We start from the raw sequence: 22,275 nt of genomic DNA on the forward strand, positions 1-22,275 counted from the left end.
GAAAGCGCCGGCGAGGGGCCGGGCGAACAGATAGCGGACAGATCCCTTTCCGCTTCGGGGAGTTGGGGGCGCGGCCGGCCGTCAGGCGTGGCCGCCGGCCGCTCGTGCGGCCTCCACCAGTTGCCGGAGGTGGTCGACGCGGGTCGTGCCGGGGATGACGGCGACATGGGGGCCGAGGCTCAGCAGCCGGCCGAGGACGGGAGCCGGTCCCTGGCCCACGAGCCGCCCCTTCCCCAGCGGGCGGTAGGCGACGTAGGGGATACCCAGGCCGCGACAGTGGTCCAGGGCCGCGTCGTGGCCCTGCGCGGGGTTCATCGGGTTCTGGACCGCGGCGATCGGGGCAAGGGCGCGTGCCCGGTCGAGCTCGTCGGCCGTGACCCGGGACAGGCCGATGCCGGCGATCTTCCCCTCGTCCCGCAGCTCGGTGAGGGTGCCCAGCTGGTCGGGGAGAGGCACTGTCCCGTCCACCCGGTGCAGGTAGCACAGGGGCAGGCGCTCGCACCCCAGTCGGCGCAGCGACGCCTCGACGGCATGGCGCAGATACGCCGGACGGCCCAGCGGCTCGTACACGCCGGGGCCGGGACGGACCAGTCCGACCTTCGTGGCCACCAGCAGTTCGTCCCCGTACGGGTGCAGCGCCCGGCGGATCAGCTCTTCGACGGTGTGGGGGCCGTACGCGTCGGCGGTGTCGATGTGCGTCACGCCGTACTCGCCGACGGCTGTGCGCAGGAGCCGAACGGCTTCGGCGGGGTTCGGGGGCGCCCCCCAGTTGCCCGGGCCGGTCAGCCCCATCGTGCCCAGGCCGAGGCGGGAGACGGTCTTGCCCGCCAGCCCGAGCGATCCACCGGGCGGGCCGTGTCCTGGCGCGTCCCGGGAGATCATCCGGAGGTGCCGTCCCGCGCCTGGAAGAGGCCGAGGAGAAGTGCGGCGATCTCGTCCTGGGAGAGCTCGTCGGTGGTCAGAACCAGCCAGGACGGGTCGTCGGCGATCCGCTCGACGCAGAACGCGTCGAGCGCCGCGATGCCTTCCGGGTTGGCCCGCAGATAGCAGTTCAGTCCGTGGGCATCGCCGTCCCGCCGGCCGGCCCGGCGTTCCCGTTCGGCCGGGGAGCAGGTCAGGTACGCCTGGACGGTGAACCGCGGCGCGCAGGCGGCCACCCATGCGTCGCTGAGGTAGCCCTCGCCGGGGTTGAAGTACTGGTTGTTGCAGTACTGCGTGAACCAGTGCCGGTCCTGTACGAGGGCCGGGCCGGCCGCCCCCGCCGCGTAGCCGGAGTCCGTGGCGAGTTCGCTGTCGATGAGCATCTGGGCGGACTTCATCACGTTGAACGGGCGAAGCAGGTCCGGATCGGGGAACGGGCGGCCGGTGCTCCGGCCGACGGACGACTTCGCCCGCAGTTGCAGGGCCTGCGTGCCGTCGGTGTCGCAGACATAGCAGTGCCGCGAGTGGACCTCGGTGCCCCGGGCCCGCAACAGGGTGGTGAGCCGGGCCGCCGTCGTCGACTTGCCGGCGAAGTTGAGCCCTTCGAGGAGCACGCCCCTCAGCATCGTCCCGCTCGAACTGTTCATCGTGCTCCTCGGGCTTTCTCTCCCCGGGCTTTCCCGGCAGTCGAGACCAGGTCCCGGCGAAGCCGTCGCAGAACCCTGGCGTAACGGTCGTGTTCGACCCGCAGCGACGCGTGGGGGCCGGGCGTTCCCGGCGGTTGGTACCTGCGGGCCGCGTGGTCGCCCACGAGGCCGCGGGCGCGCTCGGCCGCCGCCCCGCCCTCCTCCGTGGCACCGATGTAGGCGGCCACCGTCGCGGCCTGGTCGTCGAAGAGCCACCAGGCGCCGCTGTCGGGCTGGATCATGCCGACGACGAACAGGCCGTCGTGAACGGGATGGAAGAGGTGCAGTGCCAGCTCCGGGTACCGGCCCGACCCGCTCACGGGCAGGTCGTCGGGCGACAGGAAGGGCAGGGAGGCGTTGAAGCCCGTGGCGTGGACGATGACGTCGACCTCCTCCTCGGAGCCGTCGGTGAAGCGGACCCGGTCGCCCCGGAGTTCCGCCACGTCGGGCTTCGACACGACGGCCCCGTGGGCGACGTGGTGCACGAGTTCCGAGTTGAGGATGAGGCGCCCGTCCATGATGCGCCGGGACGGCCGCGGCAACCCGAATCTGGAGGGGTCGCCGAAGACGCACCAGATCGCGATGCGCCGCACCCACCGGTGGACGAAGCGTGGGGCCCGTGCGCGCACGAACCACTCCATGACCTCGTCCATCGGCCGCCCCAGAAAGTACTTGGGCAGGTAGTGGCAGCCCTGCCGGACCGAGTTCAGGGTGCGGGCGGCGACCCGTGACGACTCCACCGCTATGTCGGTCCCGGAGTTTCCGGTTCCTACGATCAGCACGCGCCGCCCCTGGAGCACGCCGGGAGTCCGGTACTCGCTGGAGTGCAGGACCCGGCCGTCGAAGCGACCGGGAAACCGGGCCGGCTTCGGGTCCCAGTGGTGTCCGGACGCGACGACGACACCCCGGTAGAGACAGGCGCTGCCGTCCTCGAACGTCACCGACCAGGCCTCGCCCGCCCGCCTCACCCGGCTCACCGCGAGCCCGTGACGAATGTGCTCCGGCAGGCCGTTGGCGTGCGCGTAGTCGGTGAGGTAGGCGAGCGCCTCACGGTGCCCCAGGAAGTCCTGCGCCGCCGCCGGCATCGGGAATCCGCGGAACGCGCTGAGCCGCTTCGAGGAGATCATGCAGGTGGACCGGTACACCACGCCGCCCTGCTCGCCGTAGCGCCAGATCCCGCCCAGGCTGTCCTCGCGCTCCACGATCTCGAAGGGCAGGCCCACGTCGCGGAAGTTCTTCGCGGTGGCCAGGCCGGCGGGGCCGGCTCCGATGACGCACCAGCGGTCGGTGCGGTCCTCGTGGCCCGCGGGCGCGGTCTGCTCCGGCCTCACCCCGCCGACCGCCGATCCGCCCCGGCCCCGGCCGCCACCGGCTCCGCGGGGCGGGCGGCCGGACGGGCGTCGAACCGCCGCAGCACCGCGTCGGTCAGCTCCCGCGGCGAGAGCCGGTCGGACCGCAGCACCAGCCACTGGGGGCTGTCCTCGACGAGCCCGGTGGTGAACCGGTCCAGCCCGGTGACTTCGTCGAGGTGCCGCCGCAGGAACGCGTTGAGCGGGTGTTTGGCACCGGCGCCGTCGCGCGTCACGGCCCGACGGCGCCGGATCTCGGCGTCGCAGGTCAGATAGACCTGCACGGTGAACCTCGGTACGCGGGAGGCGATCCATGCCTCGCTGAGATAGCCCTCGGCGGGCGTGAAGTACTGGTTGAAGGCGTACTGCGGAAGCCAGTAGCGGTCCTGTACGAGGATCTCGCCGGGGCTGGGCTCCCGCTGCAGGAACAGCTCGGTGTCCAGGACGAGTTGTGCCGAGCGCCGGCTGTTGAAACGGCGCCAGGTCCGCGGGTGCCGGAACTCGTGCTGCTCGCTGCCTTCGAAGACCGTCAGTGCCTCGTCCAGCAGCGACCGCACGAGCGGGTCCCGGGTCAGGGTGCCGTGCGAGGCGCGCACCGTCAGTCCGCGCTGCCGCAGAACGTCCGCGACACCTCGTGCCAGCGTGCTTTTGCCGCTGTACTCGTGCCCCTCTATGAGAATGCCGGGCACAGGCGGTCTGTCCATGTCTTCTCCGTCCTCTCCAGCATGGCGCTCGGATGGGCTCGTCCCGGCGGGCGGGACTTCGCGGACACGGCCTAGGGGCCGGGGGTCTCCCGCGGCTCGCGGGCGAGGTCGCGGGCCGTTGCCGCCAGTACCTCGTGGTCGAGTGGGAACACCGGGCAGGGCGGCATGTCCGCGATGGCGAACCAGGCCGCGGGCTGACCGGTCTCAGGGGTCAGGGGTGTTGCGGGGTCGGCCGCGAAGGCGTAGGCCAGCCCGTAGAGCCGTTCGGGGCCCTCCCGGTTGCCGAGCGCCGCCACGGGGTCGGACAGCAGCGGGCGCGGGTCCGTTCCGGTCTCTTCCGCCACTTCGCGGCGGGCGCCTTCCAGCGGGGACTCTCCCGCTTCCAGACGTCCGCCGGGGCTCAGCCAGCCGAACCGGCGGTGCCGGACGAGGAGTGTCTGCCGGAAGTCGTGGGAGAAGACCCAGCCGGCGACGATCACGTCGCAGCCGGGTCCTGGACCGCCGCTCGCGGAACATGCCAGCAGACCGCGGGCGCCGTACGGGTCACGGCGCGCGGCCGTGGCCGCGGCCGCCAGGTCCGGGACCACCCGCGGCAGCCGGATGTGGTGCCCCACCGTCACTCTCCCCCGCCGCCGGGCACGGTGACCGCACGGGCGGGGAAGAGCGGCGGGACGTCGCCTGCTCCGGTGTAGCGCTCGCGGAGTTCGCGCAGCAGCTCGACGGTGCGCACCGGGGCCGTCCCGGCGGCCGTCTCGTCGGCGAGCATCAGTCCGGCCGTGCCGGCCCTGAGCAGCTCGCTGACGTACGCGAGTTCGGACCGGTGCGGCAGCCAGCCGGCGGACAGGCTGGTCAGTAGTTGGGTGCCGACGATGAGTGGACAGCCCGACTCGGCCGTGCCCGTACGAACGGTCTCGCAGAGGTCGAAGAAATCAAGCGGGCCGGAGTCGAGCAGCAGGTCACCCCGGCCCAGCAGGACCGCGTCGGCGCACTCGGCGATCTCCCGCACGGCAGCCGCCCCGGCCCGCGTCTCCACCTTGGCGATCAGGGGCGGGACGTCGTGGCCGGCGGCGGAGGCCGCCATGATGTCGCGGGCCTCGCGCACATGGTCCGCCGACTCCACGAAGGAGATGATCACGGCGCTGAAGATCGATCCGGGGAGCGTCCGAAGCGCGGCCCGGTCCTTGTCGGTGAGCCCGGACGCCGGGACGCTCCTGCCCGGCAGGGCCACCCCGCGGCGCTTGCCCAGGAACCCGTCGGTCAGGGGGATGGTGACGCAGTGGTCCGGTTCGACCCGCTCCACCCGGAGGGCGTCCTCGCCGTCGCCGATGACGATGATGTCACCGGGGTCGACCCGCCCGGAGATGTCCGCGCCGGTGAGCCCCAGGACGGGCACCTCGCGATGGACGTCGGAGGCCACGGGCGCGAAGTGCACCCGTACCCGCGAGATCCCCTTCAGGGAGAACTGGTCGTCGTTGGTGAAGCGGGTCTTGGCGCCCGGCAGGTCGAGCAGCAGGTCGGGGGTACGGCCGAGGCCGGCGGCGACCGAGGACACACCGGCCGCCAGCTCGGCCAGGGAGGCGACCGACGCCTTCGACGCCGGGAACCGGAAGGAGTCCGCACCCGCCTTGACGACCTGTTCGAGGATCACGGGGTCCTCGGTCGCGGGACCCAGGGTGACGACGATTCTGGACATGGGGCCTTCCTGCTCACTGAGGGATACGACTCGGGAAGAGCGGTGCCGGCGCGGCGCCCGATCCGTACCGCTCGATCAGGGCGGTGACCAGTTCGACGGTGCGCAGCGGCGCACTGCCCACCGTGGTCTCGGTCGCCAGCATCAGACCGTCCACCTCCTTCTCGACCAGGTGCGAGAGGTAGGCCAGTTCGGACCGGTTGGGCAGCCAGCCGTCGGACAGGCTCGGGATGAGCTGGGTACCGACGATGATCGGACGCCCGGCCTTCTGGGTCTCCTTCATGACCTTCTTGCCGAGGTCGTAGAAGTCCAGTTCGCCCGCGTCGAGCAGCAGGTCGCCGCGGCCCAGCAGCACACCGTCCGCCGAGCGCGCCACCTCGGCGGCCCGCTCGGCGCCGGCCCGGGTCTCGATCTTCGCGATGACCGCGGGGGCCGGACGCCCGTCGGCCGGTGCCTCTCCGACCAGGGACCGCACCTCCTCCACCACGTCCGGACCCTCGACGAAGGAGATGATGACGCCGGAGAAGACGCTGTCGCCCAGGCCCTTCAGGGCGGTGGTCTCGGCGTCGCCCAGCGCCTGGTACGCCTGGGGCTTGCCGTGCGGACTGATTCCCTTCTGCCGTCCCACGTCCCCCTGGGTGAGCGGGCGGGTCAGGCAGCCGTCGGCGGTGCACGACTCGACGCGCAGGGCGTTCTCCCCGTCGCCCAGCACCAGGACGTCACCGGGCTCGATGTACGGCGCGATCGCCATGCCCGTCGTGCCGATCTCCGGGACGGGCAGGTCCCGCCGGGCAGGCGCGGGAGAGAACAGGACGCGCAGGCGTTCCACACCGGCCAGCGGGAACCAGTCCTCGTTGGTCAGCCGGGTCTTGGCGCCCGGAAGGTCGAGGAGCAGGTCGAGGGGCCGGCCGAGCTCGGCCCCGGCCTCGGCCGTCCGCCTCGCCTGTGCGGCCAGCTCGTCCGCCGAGAACTTCGACGCCGAGAAGCGGAGGGCCGACACTCCCCGGGCGACCGCTGCGCGCAGGGTCTGCGGGGTGAGAAGGGCAGGGCCCATGGTGGCGATCAGACTCGTCATGTGTTCGTCCTCGCCGGGTCGTCAGTCGGCACGCGTGAAGAGTTTTCCGTCGGACCAGATGAGGCGGACACGGCCCCATTCCATGGCCGAGCGGACGTCGGGGAAGAATCCGGAGCCCTTGAGGTTCGCGCTGGTGTTGCACAGCAGCGGGATTCCACTCAGCTCGCGGTAGTGCGTGAGGAGGTCGTGGACGGCCTCGTTCCCGGCGCGGTTGACGGTCTGCAGGCGGGCGGTGCCGTCGAGGTGGCACACCGCCGGGACCCGGTCCTTCCAGGAGTCGCGCACCGCGTGGTCGAAGAGCATGTACGGGTCCGGGGTTCCGGGGGAGAAGATCTCGGGGGCGGCCTCCTCCAGGCAGATCGGGGCGACGGGCCGGTAGAATTCGCGGTCCTTGACCTCGTTCAGCAGGTCCTTCATCTTCGCCGAGCCTGCGGGGGCGAGGATGCTGCGGTTTCCCAGCGCCCTCGGACCGATCTCGGCCCGCCCGTTGAGGAAGACCACCGGTTCGTCGTTCTCGTGCATCAGCCGGGCGAGGTCACGCAGGTCGCAGGCCTCCTCGCGCCAGCCGGGCAGCGGGGCGGAGTCCTTCAGGGCCGGCCCCGAGTACACGTCCCACTCCAGCGCGACCTGTTCGGTCCGGGTGAGCATGGCGGCGCAGGCGGTTCCGATGGCGCTGCCGGAGTCGTTGGGGAAGGGCGGCACCCACACGGTGTCGAAGACTCCGCTGTCCCGCAGGGCGCTGTTCCACTTGATGTTGAGTCCGCAGCCGCCGACGACCACGAGGTTGCGGTCGGGGAAGTCCGCCGTGGCGGTCTTCTCCCGGACACCCTCCACCAGTCTCCGGCTCAGGGTGTGGTGGATGGAGGCGAGCATGTCCGCGGGCTCCACCCCGGGCAGGGCCACGTTCTTCTTGATCCTCTTCAGGATCTCGATGCCGTTGCCCACCTGGTAGAACCGGTCGTCGTCCGGCCGGTCGCCCAGCACCTCGCGGAAGGCGGTGTCGATGGTCCGGTCGATGTGCTCGACGGCTTCCCGCCTGACCTCCCCCAGGGCGATGTAGGCCATGATCTTGCCCGCGAGGCCCAGGATGTGCGGGTACTCGACCGGTTCGTCGAACGGCGGGAAGAGCTGCCCCAGTTGCAGGTAGGAATCGCCGATCACCGGCATGAGCGGGCCGCAGCCGGTCACCTTCCGGCTCTGTCCGTCCACGTGGTAGAGGAAGGGGAACATCCAGCCGTCCCAGGCGAGGACGTAGGAACCCTGTCCCTCGCGGGCGAACGGACTGGCGCAGTAGCCGGAGGCGACATGGCCGGCGTAGTGGGTGAAGCTCAGGTACGGGAGGTCCTGGACGGAGTTCGGGTAGGCGCGCAGCAGATCGTCGTCGAGCAGGCCGCGCCGGTAGGGGGCGAGGACCGCCTCGAACTCCTGGCCGTGCCACGACTGGATCTTGTGGGTCTTGTACCAGCCGTCCAGGACGAAGTGGTCGATGTCCTCGGGCCGGTAACCGTGTTCTGCCAGCAGTTCGAAGACCGTGGAGAAGTCCTTGATCTTCGCGTAACGCTGGTTGTTGCCGAGCTTCTCCATCTCCGTGGAGAAGACGAGGCGGCCGTCCTCCACGAGGGCGACGCCACCGTCGTGCGTCGTCTTGACGCCGCAGATCAGCATCGGTCGTCTCCTTCCGTTTCCTGGTCAGTCCTGCACACGGCGGGCTCGGAAGTCGATGACGAAACTCTCGACGTCCTCGTGGTCCCGGAGGATGTCCCGGGTGATCTCGATACGTTCGGGGAACCGCGAGCGCACCCGCACCAACGGCTGTTCGATGCGGTTGAGACCGATGACCTTGTTGTCCGGTTCGATCTGGAAGATGAAGTCGTCGGCCCAGTCCAGGTGGGCGAAGAGCGGAATGTAGCGCTCCATCCGTGTGACGGCCTCTTCTCTGCTGTAGCCGATGAACTCGATGGCGGGCATGGCGTCTCCTAGGGGTTTCGGGCCACGGTGGCGGAGCGGGCGGACGAATCCGGCAGCGACGGGCAGCGGCGCAGGATCTGGGCGTGGAGCCGGTCTGCGTCCCACAGGGCCGCCCGGACCGCGTCGGCGCCGCCCCGCGCGCAGGGCCCCTGCCTCAGCAGGCGCAGGACGCACGCCGCTTCGTCCGCACCGACGGTCTTCTCGTGCAGGCGCAGCAGCCGCGGATGCCAGTGGCGCCGCGGATTGGTCTCACCGGTCGCGGCGAGCAGGGCGGCGAGGAGCTCGGCCCCGCACTCGCTCAGCATCCACCCGGCGTCCTCTACGTCCCCGTCGTCCAGCAGGGCCTCGGCCTGACGGCGTCGGGCGGCGAAGCGCCGCAGATGGATCGCGGCGACGTACAGGTGCAGTTGGTCGAGTCCCAGCCGCTCCCGCCAGACCGCGGCCTCCGAAGCGCCGGCCAGCACCTCTCCCCGGCGCAGGTCGTGCAGCAGCTTGCGGGTGCCGGTGCCGAGGCGGGGGAAGTGCGCCCGTACGGCGGGCACCCGGGTGACCAGGGCGAGGTGCTCGACGGTCTCGGCGATCGCGGAGAGTTCCTGGCTGGTCCAGAAGCCCAGCCTGACCGGGTCGCTTCCGGCGACGCTGTAGGTGCCCCACCGCATGGCGCCGACCGTGGCCGTCACACCCTGCGGGGGCTGCCCCGGACCGATGAGCAGCAACTGGGGCGCCGCCCAGGGATCGCGTCCGTCGAAGGCGGGGCCGACCGCGAACAGCACGTCCGAGGGCCGGACCAGGGGAACGATGTGCCGGGCGAGCGTCTTGGGGTCATCGTTGCGCATGGCCGCTCCCCACCGGTGCCGGCTCGCGCCGGGGCGTCACAGGCGTCCCGACGCCGAGCGCGCGCAGGGCGCGGGCCGCCGACACCGTCCGCAGCCCGGCCGGCCCCGCCCCAACGACGTACCGCGCCGACCTCTTGCGATCACCGTTACGCATGGCCACCCCCCACCCGTACCGGCTCACGCCGAGCCGCGACAGGCGTCCCGATGCCGAGCGTGCGCAGGGCTCGGGCGGCCGGTTCCGTGCGCAGCCGGGCGAGCCCGGCCGTGGCGAAGCCCAGGCCGAGGCGGAAGACGGATCGTCCCAGAGGTTCGTGTGCGGACCGCTCGAACACCCACGCCCTGCCGACGTCGTCGGGGGTCCACGACACGAGGCCGGGCAAGAGTTCCTCCGGGACGAGGGAGAGCGCGCTCAGTCCGTAGCGCAACAGGGCCAGACAGCCCAGCAGTTCGAGCCGTGCCGCCTCGTCCCCGGTGGCCGGACGGCCGAAGTAGCGCACCAGGAAGGCGTCGGTCTCCGTCGGCCCGAGGCCGAGCGAGTCGATGGCCGTGGCCACGTCGAAGAGGGGGTCGCCGAGGCCGACGTGATCGAAGTCGATCAGCCAGCCGCGCCGTCCGTCGAAGAGCATGTTGCCGGGATTGAGGTCGTTGTGGCACAGGGCCTTCGGGACAGCGAGGCCACGCAGACCGGCGCGGAGCGCGTCGAAGGCGCGCAGTGCCTCGCCGAAGAGGGCGAGCGTGGGGAATCGTTCCGTGAGCCGCAGCACGCTGTCGTTGGCGGCCCGGCGTTTGTCGGCGTACAGCTTGGCGGGGTCGTCCCAGTCGAGGGAGTGCAGCCGGGCCAGCAGGTCCGCCACGGACAGCGCCTGCCATCGGGCGGCCGGACGCACCGGGTGGCCGTCCACCGGGTCCATCACCAGTACGCCCGCCTCGGCGTCGGCGTGCCGGACGGCCGGGCCGATGCCCTCATCGCCGAGCAGCCGGGCGGCACGGAACTCGGTGCGCACCGCCTCGCGTTCGAAGGCTCCGGCGTCGATGAGCCGCACCACGCAGCGGTCCGGGAGGTCCGGCCAGCTCACGGCATGGGCCTGGGCCCACGCCGTGGGTGTTTCGGGGAAGGTTTCGACGAGGGGTGGCACGCCTGGGTGCAGGACGTGCCCGATCACTGCCAGTCTGCGGTCCTGGGACACGGGTTTCCTCCGTTCGTGAGGCGCGTGGGGTCGGCTGCGGTTCAGACGAACGCGACTCCTGGTTCGTCACCGAGGAGGAGCTGGCCGCTCCATTCGAGGACGCGGTGCTGCCCCACGACGTGCTGGCACGCCGTGGTGCTGTCTCGGACCGCGCGGTCCAGGGGCGTCCTCGAACGGTGGGTGGCGTCGCCGCCCACGAGGTCGTAGAGCGTGTGGGCGATCGTGCGGGCGTTACGGAAGGCGTGGTAGCGGGCCAGGGCGGCGTCGGCGCGCTCCTTCCGCGTCGGTTGTCCGCCGGCGGCGAGGCGCTCCCACACGGTTTCGACACTCGCGTGGACGGCGGAGCGGGCCACGGTGAGCCGCATCTCGCACTCGGCCAGGACGGCCTGGACATGGCGGGAGGACCGCCACGGCACGCCGGGTCCCTCGAATCGCCGGTCGACGAGGCCGTGGACGTGGTCGATGGCGGAGCGGGCCAGGCCGAGCGGGACACCCGGCATCTTCCTGACGACGGTGTCCGAGCGCCGGTACATCGGTTCGTCACGCCTGGGCTCGTCGAAGGAGAAGGTGTGCTCGGCGGGGACGAAGAGCTGCTCGGCCCGGTAGTCACAACTGCCCGTACCCGCGAGGCCGGTGGTGTGCCAGGTGTCCTCGACGGCGTAGGAGGCGGACGGCGCCAGCACGATCCTGGTGACCGGGTTCCCGGCCCGGTCCAGAAGCGGCCTGCCGTCGCGGTGGACGGTGCAGCCGCCCGCGATGACGTCCGCGTGGGTGCAGCCGCTGCCGAACCGCCAGTGCCCGTCCACGAGGTAGCCGCCGGCCGTCTCGTGGGCCGCTCCGGCCGGGGCGATCCACCCGGCGGTGACGAGGTCGAGCCGGGGGTAGAGTTCCGCGGCCGCGCCGGGAGTCAGGTGCCCGGCGTAGATGCCCGAGTCCATTCCGATCATGACGCACCATCCGACGGCGGCGTCGGCGGCCGACACCGCCTCGATGAGTTCGATCTGCTCCATCGACGTCAGCTCGGGCCCGCCCCACTCGCCGGGCATCGTCGCCCGGAATACGCCGCACCGGCGGAGATCCTCCACCAGGTCGCGGGGCAGACGGCGGGCGTTCTCGATCTCCTCGGAGCGCGCGGTGATCCGCGGCGCCAGGGCCCGCACCCGGCGCAGGATCTCGTCGAAGCCGATCGTCCCGGCGTCCACGGCTGCTTCTGGTTCTACGGCTTCCACGGCTGCTCGCGCCTGCGCGGGTCCGGTCACGTCCGTCCTCGAAGTCCTCACCTGCGCGTCACCAACTGTGTGAGTACGGCCATCCGCAGGTACAGGGAGTCCTTGACCTGTTCGAAGTACAGGCCGCCCGGCGTTCCCTCCACATCCGGGTGGAGTTCGTCCTTGCGCGGCCCCGGGTGCAGGATCAGCGCCCTGGATCCGACCGCCCGGATCTTGGCAGCGGTGATGCGGTAGGGCTCCGGGGTCACGTACACGTGTGAACTCAGCGCGGACGGCCGGGTCTCCAGGGACGGGACGTCGATCGGCATCATCTCGACGACGTCGGCCTCGGCGAGCAGTTCGGTGACGTCGGAGCGGAACTCGTACGCAGTGCCGGACTCCTCCAGGGCCGCGGCCAGGTCGGCCGGCAGGGTGGTGTGCGTGACCGCGTCGATGCCCGCCATGATCAGGGGTGCCGCGGGCGGAACCAGGAACAGCAGCAGCTTCACCGGAAGGCGCGTGAGCAGGTGCACCAGCGAGCGCAGCACCCGGGTGCCGGGGTCGCCGACGAGGGCGACGACGGCCCCGTCCAGACCGCCCAGCCGGCGCGTCATGGTCCAGATGTCGCTGAGCGCCTGCGTGGGATGTTCGTTGGAACCGTCACCGCCGTTGACGACAGGGCAGACGGCGGCCTGCGCGGCCCTGCGGGCGGCTCCTGTGACGTAATGGCGCAGCACCAGGGCGTCGCTGAGTTCGGAGACGACCCTCGCCGTGTCTTCGAGGCTCTCGCCGATGTAGTCGACGGAACGCGAGGTGCTCGGGTCGGCGAAGCCCGTCACGCGGGCGCCCAGGCGGAGCGCCGCCGCCTCGAAACCGAGCCTGGTCCGTGTGCTGGGCTGGAAGAACAGGGTGGCGACGATCGAGCCGTCCAGGAGGGTCTGCGCGTGCCTCGGGGGCGTCTCGCGCAGCCGTGCGGCCTCGGCGAGCAGTTGCTCGACATGCGTGGTGGACAGGTCGGCGGTGGCGACGAGGTGACGGGGGAAGTCAGCGGTGGGCTGCATAGCGTCCCCCGGATATCAGGTGGTGGGGGTCGAGGAGGTCCTTGAGCCGGGCGAGCAGGTCCTCCAGCTCCGGTTCGTCGCGCAGTTCGGGAGCCGCGTCCGCGTGGTCGATGTCGAGGCGGTACGGCAGGAAACCGGCTCCCGCGAACCGGTCGTGCAGTGCGTCGAGGAGCGCCTGGGCACGCCGTGAGGTGGCGGTGTCCCGGGGGAATCGGAGGGACACGACCATGTCGACCCAACCCCCGGGCATCACGTTGAAGGTGTGGCCGACGACCATCCCGGTGCCCAGTTGCCCGACCGCCGAGGTCAGCAGCTCGGCCGCCCTGGCCAGCGCCGCGCCGTTCAGCGGGAGAACAGGGGTGAAGAACAGCCAGCCCGCCGTTCCCCTCAGTTCGGTCTCCCGTACGGGAACCCCGAAGATGTCCTCGACCATGGCGTCGTTGGCGGTCGGATCACCGGCGTAGGCGCGCAGGGTGGCGTGTTCGGCGATCGTCGCCCCGTGGTCGTCGGGGCCGTGGACGCGGGGCTGCGCGAACACCCCGGCACGGGCGGCCCGTTCGGTGAGGACGTCGACCGCGCAGTCGACCGTGCGCGCGGCGCCGCCGATGTGCAGGTAGGCGAAGTAGCCGGCATCGGACGTCCCGCCGTAGGCGACGGCCGCCTGCGAGCTGAAGACCTTGATCACTCCGGACGCCAGCCGGTCCGCCCGTGCCCCGGCGAGGAACCGGACCGCCTCCGGGAGGGCGGTGGCGGCGAAGGCCAGCCGCATCACACAGAAGGTCTCGGGGCGGGGCATCAGGCGTACGGCCGCCGCGGTGACCACTCCCATGCCCGACTGGACGAACAGTTCCGCGAGGCCGGGACCGACCTGATGGGCGTAGGGGGCCGGCGCGAGACGGGGCCCGGGCCAGCGGCCGACGTGCACCACCGTGCCGTCGGCCAGGACCACTTCGAGCCCCAGGACGTCCTCGGTGCGCTGCCGGTGCAGGCCCACACCGCGGTCCAGCGCGTTGCCCACGACGCTGGTGTGGGAGGACGAGGCGGTGACGTTGAGCAGGTAGGGGCTGCCCTTGAGGCGCTCGGCCAGCATGCCCTGGCTGACGCCGGGTTCGACGACCGCGATGCCGTTGTCCAGGTCCAGTTCGCGGATGGCCGCGAGGCCCCGCAGTTCCATCAGGACGGCACCGTCGTCGACCGGCTGATCCGCGCCGAAGCCCCAGTTGAGACCTGTGCTGCAGGGCTGCACCCGGACGGCGCCCGGCCCGCGGTCGTCCGCGGCGAGGTCCCGGAGCAGCGAGCGGACCTCTTCGACGGAGGTGGGTGAAAGGACGGCATGGGCGCCTCGGTCACGGAATGCGCCACTGCCCGCCATTTTGTCGCGTTGCCGCGGGGTGACCACACGGCACCGGTCCGGCCCGGCCGCCGACAGGCATCTCGCCAGAACCTCTTCGTTCAATCCGCGCGGAATTAGTGAGGAGTGAACGCGCATGATCTCAGCGTCCATTCCGAGGTATGAAAAGTGGCATGGGAACGTCCTTCTGTATTTCTTCAGCGAGTTCCGACCGCTCTCGAACATAGCGGCTGGCAGGTGAATGCGGAACTGAATGTCCTGTCGACGGGACACCGGCGAGCCCCCGCTCCTGGCAGGTTGCCTGCTCCCGCCGCCCGCTGCCACGCTGGGCCCGCGCCGAGAGCGCGACCATTTCCGGGGTCGTTCACGCGGAAATACATGTGCGGGGAATGACGCCGACGCTGTTTCCAGATGCGCAGCGCATCAACACGTTTCGATGTTGCGATGTTTCGAGGTTTCGAGGTTTCGACGGGAGTAGCGCATGCGAAGTGATGGCGATTTCGACACGGACGTCCTGGTCGTGGGCGGCGGCCCGGCCGGCGGCGCCGCCGCGCTGGCGCTGGCCACCTACGGCGTACGCACCGTGGTCATCGGCAAGCACGGCTGGGTGGCCGACAGCCCCCGCGCCCACATCACCAATCAGCGGACCATGGAGGTGCTGCGGGACCTCGGCGTCGAGGACGAGGCCCTGTCGGTGGGCACCCCGCAACGCTTGATGGGTGAGAACGTCTTCTGCACCAGCCTCGCCGGTGAGGAGATAGCCCGTATCCGCACCTGGGGCACGGAGGACGAGCGGCTCACGGAGTACGCCGGGGCGAGCCCGTGCCCGATGCTCGATCTGCCGCAGCCTTACCTGGAGCCCGTGCTGATCGGGAACGCCGCCCGGCGCGGTGCGACGGTCCGCTTCGACACCGAGTTCCTCGGCCTGGAGCAGGACTCCGAGGGCGTCAACGCGCTGCTGCGCGACCGGCTGCGGGGGGACGAGTTCACCCTGCGCGCCCGCTACCTGATCGGCGCGGACGGCGGACGCAGCCGGGTCGCGGAACAGATCGGCCTCCCCTTCGTCGGCGAGGAGGGCAAGGGGGGCAGCATCAACATCGTCTTCGAGGCCGACCTCACCCGCTACGTGCAGCACCGGCCCGGCGTCCTGTACTGGGTGGTCCGCCCCGGCGAGGGAATCGGCGGCATCGGCATGGGCGCCCTGCGCATGGTCAGGCCGTGGAACAAGTGGATGGCGGTGTGGGGATACGACATCGACGGCCCGGAACCCGTCCTGGACCACGCGGAGGCCAGGCGCGTCGTGACCGGTCTCCTCGGCGACCGGGACATCGACGTCCGGATCGAGTCGACCTCGCTGTGGACCGTCAACGACATGTACGCGAAGGCCTATTCGGCCGGCCGGGTCTTCTGCGCCGGTGACGCGGTGCACCGGCACCCGCCGTCCAACGGCCTCGGCTCGAACACCTCGGTCCAGGACTCCTACAACCTGGCGTGGAAACTGGCACACGTCCTGCGCGGCCAGGCCGGTCCGGCGCTCCTGGAGACCTACAGCGCCGAACGGGCCCCGGTCGGCGAGCAGGTCGTCACCCGGGCCAATCGCAGCACGGGTGAGTTCGTCCCCTTCTTCGAGGCGCTGGGGCTCGGCGACGGCCTGTTGGCCGGTGACGCCGCGGCCGGTGTGCGCCGCGGCCGGCTGCCGACCGCCGAGGGCGCCCGGCGCAGACGGGAACTGGCCGAGGCCGTACAGCTCAAGCACTACGAGTTCAGCGCCCACGGCGTGGAGATGAACCAGCGTTACGTCTCATCGGCGGTGGTGCCCGACGAAGGCCCCGCCGAGGAATGGCACCGCGACCGCGACCTGTACGCGCAGCCGTCCACCCGGCCGGGGGCCAAACTGCCCCACGCCTGGCTCGTCGACACCGGGGGGCATCGTCTCTCCACCCTGGACCTGGCCGGGGGCGGGGGCTTCACCGTGGTGACGGGACTGGCCGGACAGCTCTGGGCCGAGGCCGCGCGGGTGTGCGCGGCCGAATTCGGCATCCCGTTGAAGGTGGTCCGGATCGACGAGGACGGCGCCCGTGACGTCTACGGCTCCTGGCAGCGGGTGGCCGACGGCCTCGACGAGCTCGGTTGTCTGCTGGTCCGCCCCGACTGTGTCATCGCCTGGCGCCGGTCGACACCCGTGGACGATGCCGCCGAGGCGATCGCCGGTCTCCGCGAGGCGCTCGGGGCGGTACTGCACCGATGACGTCGTCCGGCCCCGCGGCGGGAGGGCGGGGCCGGACGGCAGGGCGTCACGGCCTGCGGCGCGCGATGGTCATTCCGTCGGCGATCGGCAGCATGACGACATCGACGCGGTCGTCCTTGGCGAGCCTGTCGTTGAAATCGACGATGGCGTCGTCGACCTCGCTGGAGGGACTGAGTACCCGCCCCTTGCGGAAGACGTTGTCGAATACCAGGAGGCCGCCGGGCCGGGTACGGACGACGAGTTCACTGAAGTAGTCCCAGTACCCGGTCTTCTCCGCGTCCACGAAAGAGAAATCGATCCGATCGGTATTCGGCAGGGAGCGCAGCGTCTCGATCGCCGGCGCGATGCGCAGTTCGATACGGTCCTCGACCCCGGCGGCCTGCCACGCCTCCCGGGCGAGGGGGGTCCAGGTGTCGTCGACGTCGCAGCAGAGCAGCCTGCCGCCCGGCCGCAGGCCACGGGCCACCGCGAGCGCCGACATGCCGGTGAACGTGCCGACCTCGACCGCGTTGTCCACGCCCAGCGTCTGGACCAGCAGCGTCAGGAAAGGGCTCTGTTCCGGAGCGGTCTGCCAGTGGGCGACGTCCGCGAACTCCTTGGTCCGCTCGGCCAGGCGCTCCTGGACGGCGTCGGGTCCGGTGCTGTGCGCCATCATGTACGCGTGAAGCTCTGCCGGCATCAGAAGAGTGCTTTGCCTCATGACTGTGGGCCTCTCTCGAATTGATTTCGGGCGTCGCGACGACACAGTCATGTCATATTCCGCGGGACCGCATCAAGAGGGCGGTGGGAAAGCGGACTTCTGGCCGAATGAAATGAATGTTAATCTCCCCGGCATGCTCAGACTCATCGAGCCCACCACGCGTTTGAGGGCCTCCTGGAACCAGGCACGGCAGGAATGGGGCCCGAACGCTCATCAGGACGGCAGTGGACTGCGGCTGGCGGGGCCGGATCTCGACACCGTGTCGGGCTTCGAGGAGTGGGCCGAACGCCTGCGGGCGCAGTCGGACCGGTCGCTGCCCATGCCGGAGGGCAGCGTGCACGCGACGCACCTGTGGATCGTCGAGGACGACACCTATCTGGGGGCGATCGACGTCCGGCACTACCTGAACGCCTTCCTCCTGGAGGGCGGAGGCAACATCGGCTACAGCGTCCGCCCTTCGGCCCGCCGACGAGGACACGCCACCTGGGCCCTCCGCGCCGTCCTCCCCGAGGCGCGCCGACTGGGCCTGGACCGGGTCCTGTTGACCTGCGACGACGGCAACACACCCTCGGCCCGCACGATAGAGGCGAACGGAGGCGTCCTGGAGGACGTCCGCACCACCCCGATCGGTGTGAAACGGCGTTACTGGATCACGCTTTGAGACTGCCGGCGGCCGTCTCCTGAGACAGATCCCGTCGCTCGCCGACCCGGCTCGTCAGGAGAACGGCCGGCCCGACGAAGGCGCACGCGCACACCAGCCAGAGCGCCGGACGCAGTCCCGCCGTCGCCGCCACGAGGCTGCCGGTGACCGCGCCCACGGGGGATGCCCCCCACGAGACGAAGCGCACGGTCGCCATCACCCGGGCCAGCAGCTGGGGCGGTGACTCCGTCTGACGATGCGTCCGGGTCACGATGCTTCCGATCGCGACACCGCCGTTGAAACCAGCGTTGCCGACCACGAAGAAGAAGGCGCTGCCGAACCCCACCGTCAGCGGCATGGCCAGGGCCAGCACGGCGCCGGTCAGCGAGGCGAGGACCAGGACGCGCGCGGTGCCGAACCGGGCGGCGAGCCGGGCCGCGGCGAAGGAGCCGACCAGTGCGCCGATCCCGTCGGCGGCGATCAGAAGCCCCACCGTGAAGGGCGTCAGGTGCGCCTCGCGGACCAGATAGGTGGGCGTCAGCGCCACGAGAGCGCCGCACACGAAGTTCGTGGCGGTCGCCCACCACATGCACGGCCTCAGCACGGGGTGCCGGACGACGAACTCCCACCCTTCGCGGATCTGCCGGGCGAACCCCGCCCGGGCGGGCGAGGCCCCGGTGGGACGTGGCAACTCGGGCAGGGTGCGCAGGGTCAGAGCCGAGACGAGATAGCTCACGGCGTCGACGCACAGAGCTCCCACCGGCCCCGACAGCTGGACCAGCAGGCCCCCGAGGGAGGGGCCGCCGGTCTGGGTCACGGCGAGGGTTCCCGACATCAGACCGTTGCGGGCGGTCAGGTCCTTCTTGTCGACGACGGCCGGCAGGAAGGTGGCGTTGCCGACGTCGAAGACGACCGTCGCGAGCCCGACGGTCAGGGCCGCCACCACGAGGTGCCCGTAGGTCAGGTGTCCCAGCCACCATGCGAGGGGGACGGAGGACAGCGCGAGAAAGCGTATGAGGTCGGTGGCCACCTGGAGCGCGCGCAGGGGAAAGCGCTGGACGATGACGCCCGCGGGCAGCCCGAGGATCAGCCACCCGGCCTGCCCGGCGGCGGCGAGCAGGCCGACCCGGGCGGCCGACGCGTGGAGCACGGTCACGGCCACCAGCGGCAGGGCGACCAGGGTGACGGCCGAGCCGAACCCGCTCACGGTCGTCGCTGTCCAGTAACGCCAGAACGAGGTGAACGACGGCGTCGTCCGCCCGGTGATCACAGCGGTCACGACCGCGTCCTTCCCAGTGGCTCGGTGCCCGGCTCCGCGTCACCCGCGAGCAGCCCGGCTTCCGTGAAGGCGTAGTGCGTGCGGCCGTCGTCGAGGGCCCCCACCTCGGTGAAGTACCGGACGGCGGGAGCCGCCGACTGCGCGATGGCGGCCGTCAGTTCGGGCTCCGGCCAGGACTCGGTGACGACCTGGACGATCTCCTCGTCCGAGAGTCCGACGGCCGCGAGCCGGTTCGCCACCTGCGTGTGGTCAGGGGTGAGGAACGCCTGGATGATCGCCGGCACGTGCGGTCCGACGGCGCGCCGCTCGCGGAGGGTCAGCGCCGGCCACAGATGCCTGAGGACCGAGCGGAAGTAGACGTGGTGGCGCCCCTCGTCCTCGGCGTGGTCGCGGACCAGGTCGCGGACGGGGCGGGGCAGCCGCTCGTCCCGCGGGAGCTCCGACAGGATGCCGGAGATCAGGGTCTCGCTGACGATCGAGAAGACCAGGGCCTCCAACCCCGCTACCTCCTGGGGCAGTTGGGCGGCAATCTCGTCCAGACGCCGTACGAACGCGGGGACGCCGCTGCCTCCCCCGGGCACCCCGGTGACGCGTTCGAGCTCCTGGGTGAAGTCGTAGGAGAACTGCGCGTGCCACGCCTCGTCGGTGACGATCTTGAAGGCGTCGGCCTGCATCTGCCGTGGCAGGACGAGACCGGAGGCGCCCCGGGCGATCTTCGCCGCCACCGGGATGACCGCGAGGTTCTCCAGTTCGGTGGTGAAGTCGAGGTAGTCGTACAGGCGGTGCAGGAGCAGGGTCCGCACGGTGGCCGGCCCTCGCGCGACGACGAGGGGATGGGACACCACGGGATGCAGCTCGGGCGGGAAGTAGAGGTCGGCCGGGTCCACCGGACGGCGCTGCGGCTTGCGGCGCACCCCGGCCAGGTCGTCCCAGCGGCCGAAGCGGCTGGCGTAGGTGCTCAGCACCGGCCTGGCCGCGGCCGTGCCCGGCACCAGTTGTTCGCGGGCCAGTCGCTGGTACGGGCCGCCCGGCGCGGCCGGCAGCCGCGACACGTTCGCGCCCTGGGCCGGCAGTGCCGCGCGGCTCACCCCGCTCATGACGCCCACTCGAGCAGTCCCTGGCCCAACAGCTCGTCCAACTCGGCGCGGACCTCGTCCAGTTCGGCATCAGCGGTGCGGAGGGCGCCGTCCAGCGACGGGGCTCCGCGAAGCCCGCGCAGGATCCGCAGGATTGGCGAATCGCCCTCGAAGACGTACTCGATCTGCCCTTCCCGCAGCAGGAACCAGGTGCCGGCGTCGTCGGTGAGCAGGTCGGCGTCGTCCGAGAGCTGCAGGACACCGTCGGTGTCGAAGTCGGTTCGCAGGGCGAACAGTTCGCCGGCGTCCGCCACCGGGCCGCGCAGCGAGGACAGGGCCGGGCCCGCCGAGAGGTCGTCGAGCCGGGGCGGTTTCGCCGCCATCTCGGCCAGCAGCCCCGTGTTGACGACCCGCAGCAGGATCTCGACCTGCGGGGAGTCCGTGTCGCCGTCGCCCAGGGCGTCCAACTGCCGCCGTACGGCGTCCGCGTCGAGGAAGACGTCCGCACCCGGGGCCGAGAGCGCGCGTTCCACGAGATGGTGGTCGTCCGCGCGCAGCAGACGGACGAGCATGCGGTACGCGTGCCGCGTACCCGTGCCGTAGAAGAAGGGGCCCTTGGGCCGCTGGGCGATCCTTTCGGGCATGCGCGAGGTCATGGCGTCGCGCAGGATGCGCTTGTCCCACAGCAGACGTGACCGCAGCCGGTCCGGCACGGTCGCGACGAGTTCGACCAGCCGGTGGTCGAGGAAGGGCACCCGGGCCTCGATGCCACTCCCGGCGGCCGTCCGGTCCTCGTGCCACACGTTGTACTGCTGCACCTTGCGGTACTCGGACTCGACATACGCCCGGTACACGTCCTCGCCCCGGCGCTCGCTCCCCCCGTGCAGCGCGGACAGCGCGATCAGCGACTCACCGCCGGTCCACCAGCGGGCCAGCCCGGGATGGCGCTCCAGCCGGGTCTCGCGGTCGAGGTAGGCCAGTCCGTCCAGGAAGGACTGCCAGTCGCCCTGGCCGAGAAGGTCGCGCGAGTACCCGCCGTTGAACTCGTCACTGGCCGCGCCCAGCAGCATCCCGCGCAGTTCCGGCCGCTCCTGTCGCGCGAACCGGTGCAGCTCGTGCTTGTAATAGGCCTCGGGGCCGCACAGCGGTGTCTCGGTGAGCCACAGCAGCCGCAGCCATTCCTCGGGCGACGGCGCATGGTCGCGCGGGAACATCACCTGGTGATTGGGCACACCGAGCTCACGCGCGATCCACTCCGCGTTCTCGGCGTCGCCGTTGTCGTGGGTACCGCCGGTCAGGGCGGTGAAGGTGTGCAGGGTGTCGAGGCGCGGAGCCGCGAGCGCCAGGACCGCGCCGGAGTCGATGCCGCCGGACAGGAACAGTCCGAGTTCCGTGTCGGCGGTGGCGCATTCCGCCACCGAGGCCTCCAGCAGTTCACCGTAACGGCCGGTCAGGGTCCCGGCGTCGGCGTCCTCGTCCTGTTCGGCGGGAATCTCCCAGTAGCGGTGCTCGCTGGTCCGGCCGTCGCGCAGGTCGATGCGCAGGACCGTGGCGGCCGGCACGCTCTCGACGCCCTCGAACCACGTGCACATGTCGGGCTCCGCGAAACGCGGCGAAGCCGGCAGCATCGCCACCGACAGGGAGCGCGCCCAGTCGAAGCCGCGGGGAGTGGCCGGGTCGGCGAACAGGCCCTTGATCTCCGACGACAGCACGATTCGGCGGCCGTCGCGCTGGTAGTAGAGAGGTTTGACACCGAATCGGTCCCGGGCGAGGATCAGTTGACCGTTGGCCCGGTCCCACAGAATGACACCGAACATGCCGCGCACATCACGCAGGAAGTCCATTCCGCGCTGCCGGTAGAGGTGGAGCAGCACCTCGCAGTCCGATCCCGTGCGGAGTCGGGCATCGCCCGGCAGGCCGGCGGCCAGTTCCCTGTGGTTGTACACCTCGCCGTTGGCGATGAGCACCAGGGAACCGTCGTCGCTGACCAGCGGCTGGCCGCCGCCCGCCGGGTCCACGAGAGAAAGCCGGGTGAAAGCCATGCCGACGGGTCCGGCACGCATCAGCTCCCGGTCGTCGGGACCTCGGTGCTCCAGGATCTCCGCCATCTCGTGGAGCACGGAGTCCGTCTCCGGCCCCAGCTCCCGGCCGTCGAGCCGGGCTATGCACGCAATGCCGCACATCGAATCTCCTCAGCCTGTCGGCGTGTTCGGGGAACGCCGAACACGAATGTGGGTGGGCGATTCCTCGAAGGAATCGCCCACCCACAGGTAGAATCAGGTGTTGGACTTCAGGA

The 22,275-nt window shown here is 71.1% G+C and carries 20 protein-coding genes; 2 read left to right on the top strand and 18 right to left on the bottom strand.

Going from position 1 to position 22,275, the window contains the following annotated elements; all coding sequences use genetic code 11:
• Positions 1-81: 81 nt before the first annotated feature.
• From ACZ48Z_RS19400 to ACZ48Z_RS19465, 14 genes are all read right to left on the bottom strand, one after another.
• Positions 82-882: an aldo/keto reductase gene (locus ACZ48Z_RS19400; RefSeq protein ID WP_468737055.1), complete on the bottom strand. Its 801-nt coding sequence runs from the start codon at positions 880-882 to the stop codon at positions 82-84.
• Complete coding sequence (locus ACZ48Z_RS19405; protein WP_468737056.1) at positions 879-1,568, bottom strand: hypothetical protein; 690 nt, start codon at positions 1,566-1,568, stop codon at positions 879-881. The genes ACZ48Z_RS19400 and ACZ48Z_RS19405 overlap by 4 nt, the downstream gene beginning before the upstream one ends.
• Positions 1,565-2,938 carry a flavin-containing monooxygenase gene (locus ACZ48Z_RS19410; protein ID WP_468737057.1) on the bottom strand — a complete coding sequence of 458 codons (1,374 nt, stop codon included), beginning with the start codon at positions 2,936-2,938 and terminating at the stop codon, positions 1,565-1,567. Before ACZ48Z_RS19410 ends, ACZ48Z_RS19405 begins: the two co-directional genes overlap by 4 nt.
• Positions 2,935-3,660, bottom strand: a complete 726-nt coding sequence (locus ACZ48Z_RS19415) for a hypothetical protein (RefSeq protein WP_468737058.1) — start codon at positions 3,658-3,660, stop codon at positions 2,935-2,937. Before ACZ48Z_RS19415 ends, ACZ48Z_RS19410 begins: the two co-directional genes overlap by 4 nt.
• A gap of 71 nt (positions 3,661-3,731) precedes the next feature.
• Positions 3,732-4,274, bottom strand: a complete 543-nt coding sequence (locus ACZ48Z_RS19420; protein ID WP_468737059.1) for an NUDIX domain-containing protein — start codon at positions 4,272-4,274, stop codon at positions 3,732-3,734.
• A gap of 2 nt (positions 4,275-4,276) precedes the next feature.
• Entirely contained in the window at positions 4,277-5,353 is a 1,077-nt protein-coding gene (locus tag ACZ48Z_RS19425) for a pyruvate kinase (protein WP_468737060.1), read from the bottom strand.
• A 13-nt stretch (positions 5,354-5,366) separates the two neighbouring features.
• On the bottom strand, positions 5,367-6,425 hold the full coding sequence (locus ACZ48Z_RS19430) for a pyruvate kinase (RefSeq protein ID WP_468737061.1): 1,059 nt from the start codon (positions 6,423-6,425) through the stop codon (positions 5,367-5,369).
• Positions 6,426-6,446: 21 nt separating this feature from the next.
• A complete protein-coding gene (locus tag ACZ48Z_RS19435; RefSeq protein WP_468737062.1) occupies positions 6,447-8,090 on the bottom strand; it encodes a carbamoyltransferase N-terminal domain-containing protein in 1,644 nt (547 codons plus the stop codon).
• Positions 8,091-8,114: 24 nt separating this feature from the next.
• Positions 8,115-8,393: a hypothetical protein gene (locus tag ACZ48Z_RS19440; protein ID WP_468737063.1), complete on the bottom strand. Its 279-nt coding sequence runs from the start codon at positions 8,391-8,393 to the stop codon at positions 8,115-8,117.
• Positions 8,394-8,401: 8 nt separating this feature from the next.
• A complete protein-coding gene (locus ACZ48Z_RS19445; RefSeq protein WP_468737064.1) occupies positions 8,402-9,229 on the bottom strand; it encodes a hypothetical protein in 828 nt (275 codons plus the stop codon).
• Between the two features lie 146 nt (positions 9,230-9,375).
• Positions 9,376-10,416, bottom strand: coding sequence for a phosphotransferase (locus ACZ48Z_RS19450; RefSeq protein ID WP_468737065.1), 1,041 nt, complete (start codon positions 10,414-10,416; stop codon positions 9,376-9,378).
• 41 nt (positions 10,417-10,457) lie between these two features.
• Positions 10,458-11,675 (bottom strand): acyl-CoA dehydrogenase family protein, encoded by a 1,218-nt coding sequence (locus ACZ48Z_RS19455; RefSeq protein ID WP_468737066.1) that lies wholly within the window; start codon positions 11,673-11,675, stop codon positions 10,458-10,460.
• 17 nt (positions 11,676-11,692) lie between these two features.
• Positions 11,693-12,685: an aspartate/ornithine carbamoyltransferase family protein gene (locus ACZ48Z_RS19460; protein WP_468737067.1), complete on the bottom strand. Its 993-nt coding sequence runs from the start codon at positions 12,683-12,685 to the stop codon at positions 11,693-11,695.
• Positions 12,669-14,057, bottom strand: coding sequence for an FAD-binding oxidoreductase (locus tag ACZ48Z_RS19465; protein ID WP_468737068.1), 1,389 nt, complete (start codon positions 14,055-14,057; stop codon positions 12,669-12,671). The genes ACZ48Z_RS19460 and ACZ48Z_RS19465 overlap by 17 nt, the downstream gene beginning before the upstream one ends.
• Before the next feature lie 460 nt (positions 14,058-14,517).
• Here ACZ48Z_RS19465 and ACZ48Z_RS19470 point away from each other — a divergent pair, with 460 nt between their 5' ends.
• On the top strand, positions 14,518-16,284 hold the full coding sequence (locus ACZ48Z_RS19470; RefSeq protein WP_468737069.1) for an FAD-dependent oxidoreductase: 1,767 nt from the start codon (positions 14,518-14,520) through the stop codon (positions 16,282-16,284).
• Between the two features lie 46 nt (positions 16,285-16,330).
• Here ACZ48Z_RS19470 and ACZ48Z_RS19475 read toward each other — a convergent pair whose 3' ends face one another.
• Positions 16,331-16,963: an O-methyltransferase gene (locus ACZ48Z_RS19475; protein ID WP_468737070.1), complete on the bottom strand. Its 633-nt coding sequence runs from the start codon at positions 16,961-16,963 to the stop codon at positions 16,331-16,333.
• Between the two features lie 154 nt (positions 16,964-17,117).
• Between ACZ48Z_RS19475 and ACZ48Z_RS19480 the strand changes: the two genes are divergently transcribed.
• A complete protein-coding gene (locus ACZ48Z_RS19480) occupies positions 17,118-17,645 on the top strand; it encodes a GNAT family N-acetyltransferase (protein ID WP_468737071.1) in 528 nt (175 codons plus the stop codon).
• Here the strand turns inward: ACZ48Z_RS19480 and ACZ48Z_RS19485 are convergent.
• The 3 genes from ACZ48Z_RS19485 to asnB are packed head-to-tail and all read right to left on the bottom strand — an operon-like array spanning position 17,635 to position 22,162.
• The gene (locus tag ACZ48Z_RS19485) at positions 17,635-18,903 is read right to left on the bottom strand and encodes an MFS transporter (RefSeq protein ID WP_468737072.1); all 1,269 of its coding nucleotides are present in this window, start codon (positions 18,901-18,903) and stop codon (positions 17,635-17,637) included. The genes ACZ48Z_RS19480 and ACZ48Z_RS19485 overlap by 11 nt on opposite strands.
• Positions 18,900-20,000 (bottom strand): diiron oxygenase, encoded by a 1,101-nt coding sequence (locus tag ACZ48Z_RS19490; RefSeq protein ID WP_468737073.1) that lies wholly within the window; start codon positions 19,998-20,000, stop codon positions 18,900-18,902. Before ACZ48Z_RS19490 ends, ACZ48Z_RS19485 begins: the two co-directional genes overlap by 4 nt.
• Positions 19,997-22,162: an asparagine synthase (glutamine-hydrolyzing) gene (gene asnB, locus ACZ48Z_RS19495; RefSeq protein ID WP_468737074.1), complete on the bottom strand. Its 2,166-nt coding sequence runs from the start codon at positions 22,160-22,162 to the stop codon at positions 19,997-19,999. The genes ACZ48Z_RS19490 and asnB overlap by 4 nt, the downstream gene beginning before the upstream one ends.
• Positions 22,163-22,275 lie beyond the last annotated feature (113 nt).

It is taken from the genome of Streptomyces sp. NPDC031225, from assembly GCF_055570355.1.

What these genes read in the sequence shown, in the direction of transcription:
- ACZ48Z_RS19405 (WP_468737056.1), bottom strand. Translation starts at nt 1,568, where the DNA reads ATGAACAGTTCGAGCGGGACGATGCTGAGGGGCGTGCTCCTCGAAGGG.
- ACZ48Z_RS19440 (WP_468737063.1), bottom strand. Translation starts at nt 8,393, where the DNA reads ATGCCCGCCATCGAGTTCATCGGCTACAGCAGAGAAGAGGCCGTCACA.
- ACZ48Z_RS19465 (WP_468737068.1), bottom strand. Translation starts at nt 14,057, where the DNA reads ATGGCGGGCAGTGGCGCATTCCGTGACCGAGGCGCCCATGCCGTCCTT.
- ACZ48Z_RS19460 (WP_468737067.1), bottom strand. Translation starts at nt 12,685, where the DNA reads ATGCAGCCCACCGCTGACTTCCCCCGTCACCTCGTCGCCACCGCCGAC.
- ACZ48Z_RS19445 (WP_468737064.1), bottom strand. Translation starts at nt 9,229, where the DNA reads ATGCGCAACGATGACCCCAAGACGCTCGCCCGGCACATCGTTCCCCTG.
- ACZ48Z_RS19480 (WP_468737071.1), top strand. Translation starts at nt 17,118, where the DNA reads ATGCTCAGACTCATCGAGCCCACCACGCGTTTGAGGGCCTCCTGGAAC.
- ACZ48Z_RS19400 (WP_468737055.1), bottom strand. Translation starts at nt 882, where the DNA reads ATGATCTCCCGGGACGCGCCAGGACACGGCCCGCCCGGTGGATCGCTC.
- ACZ48Z_RS19425 (WP_468737060.1), bottom strand. Translation starts at nt 5,353, where the DNA reads ATGTCCAGAATCGTCGTCACCCTGGGTCCCGCGACCGAGGACCCCGTG.
- ACZ48Z_RS19415 (WP_468737058.1), bottom strand. Translation starts at nt 3,660, where the DNA reads ATGGACAGACCGCCTGTGCCCGGCATTCTCATAGAGGGGCACGAGTAC.
- ACZ48Z_RS19430 (WP_468737061.1), bottom strand. Translation starts at nt 6,425, where the DNA reads ATGACGAGTCTGATCGCCACCATGGGCCCTGCCCTTCTCACCCCGCAG.
- ACZ48Z_RS19470 (WP_468737069.1), top strand. Translation starts at nt 14,518, where the DNA reads ATGCGAAGTGATGGCGATTTCGACACGGACGTCCTGGTCGTGGGCGGC.
- ACZ48Z_RS19490 (WP_468737073.1), bottom strand. Translation starts at nt 20,000, where the DNA reads ATGAGCGGGGTGAGCCGCGCGGCACTGCCGGCCCAGGGCGCGAACGTG.
- ACZ48Z_RS19435 (WP_468737062.1), bottom strand. Translation starts at nt 8,090, where the DNA reads ATGCTGATCTGCGGCGTCAAGACGACGCACGACGGTGGCGTCGCCCTC.
- ACZ48Z_RS19475 (WP_468737070.1), bottom strand. Translation starts at nt 16,963, where the DNA reads ATGCCGGCAGAGCTTCACGCGTACATGATGGCGCACAGCACCGGACCC.
- asnB (WP_468737074.1), bottom strand. Translation starts at nt 22,162, where the DNA reads ATGTGCGGCATTGCGTGCATAGCCCGGCTCGACGGCCGGGAGCTGGGG.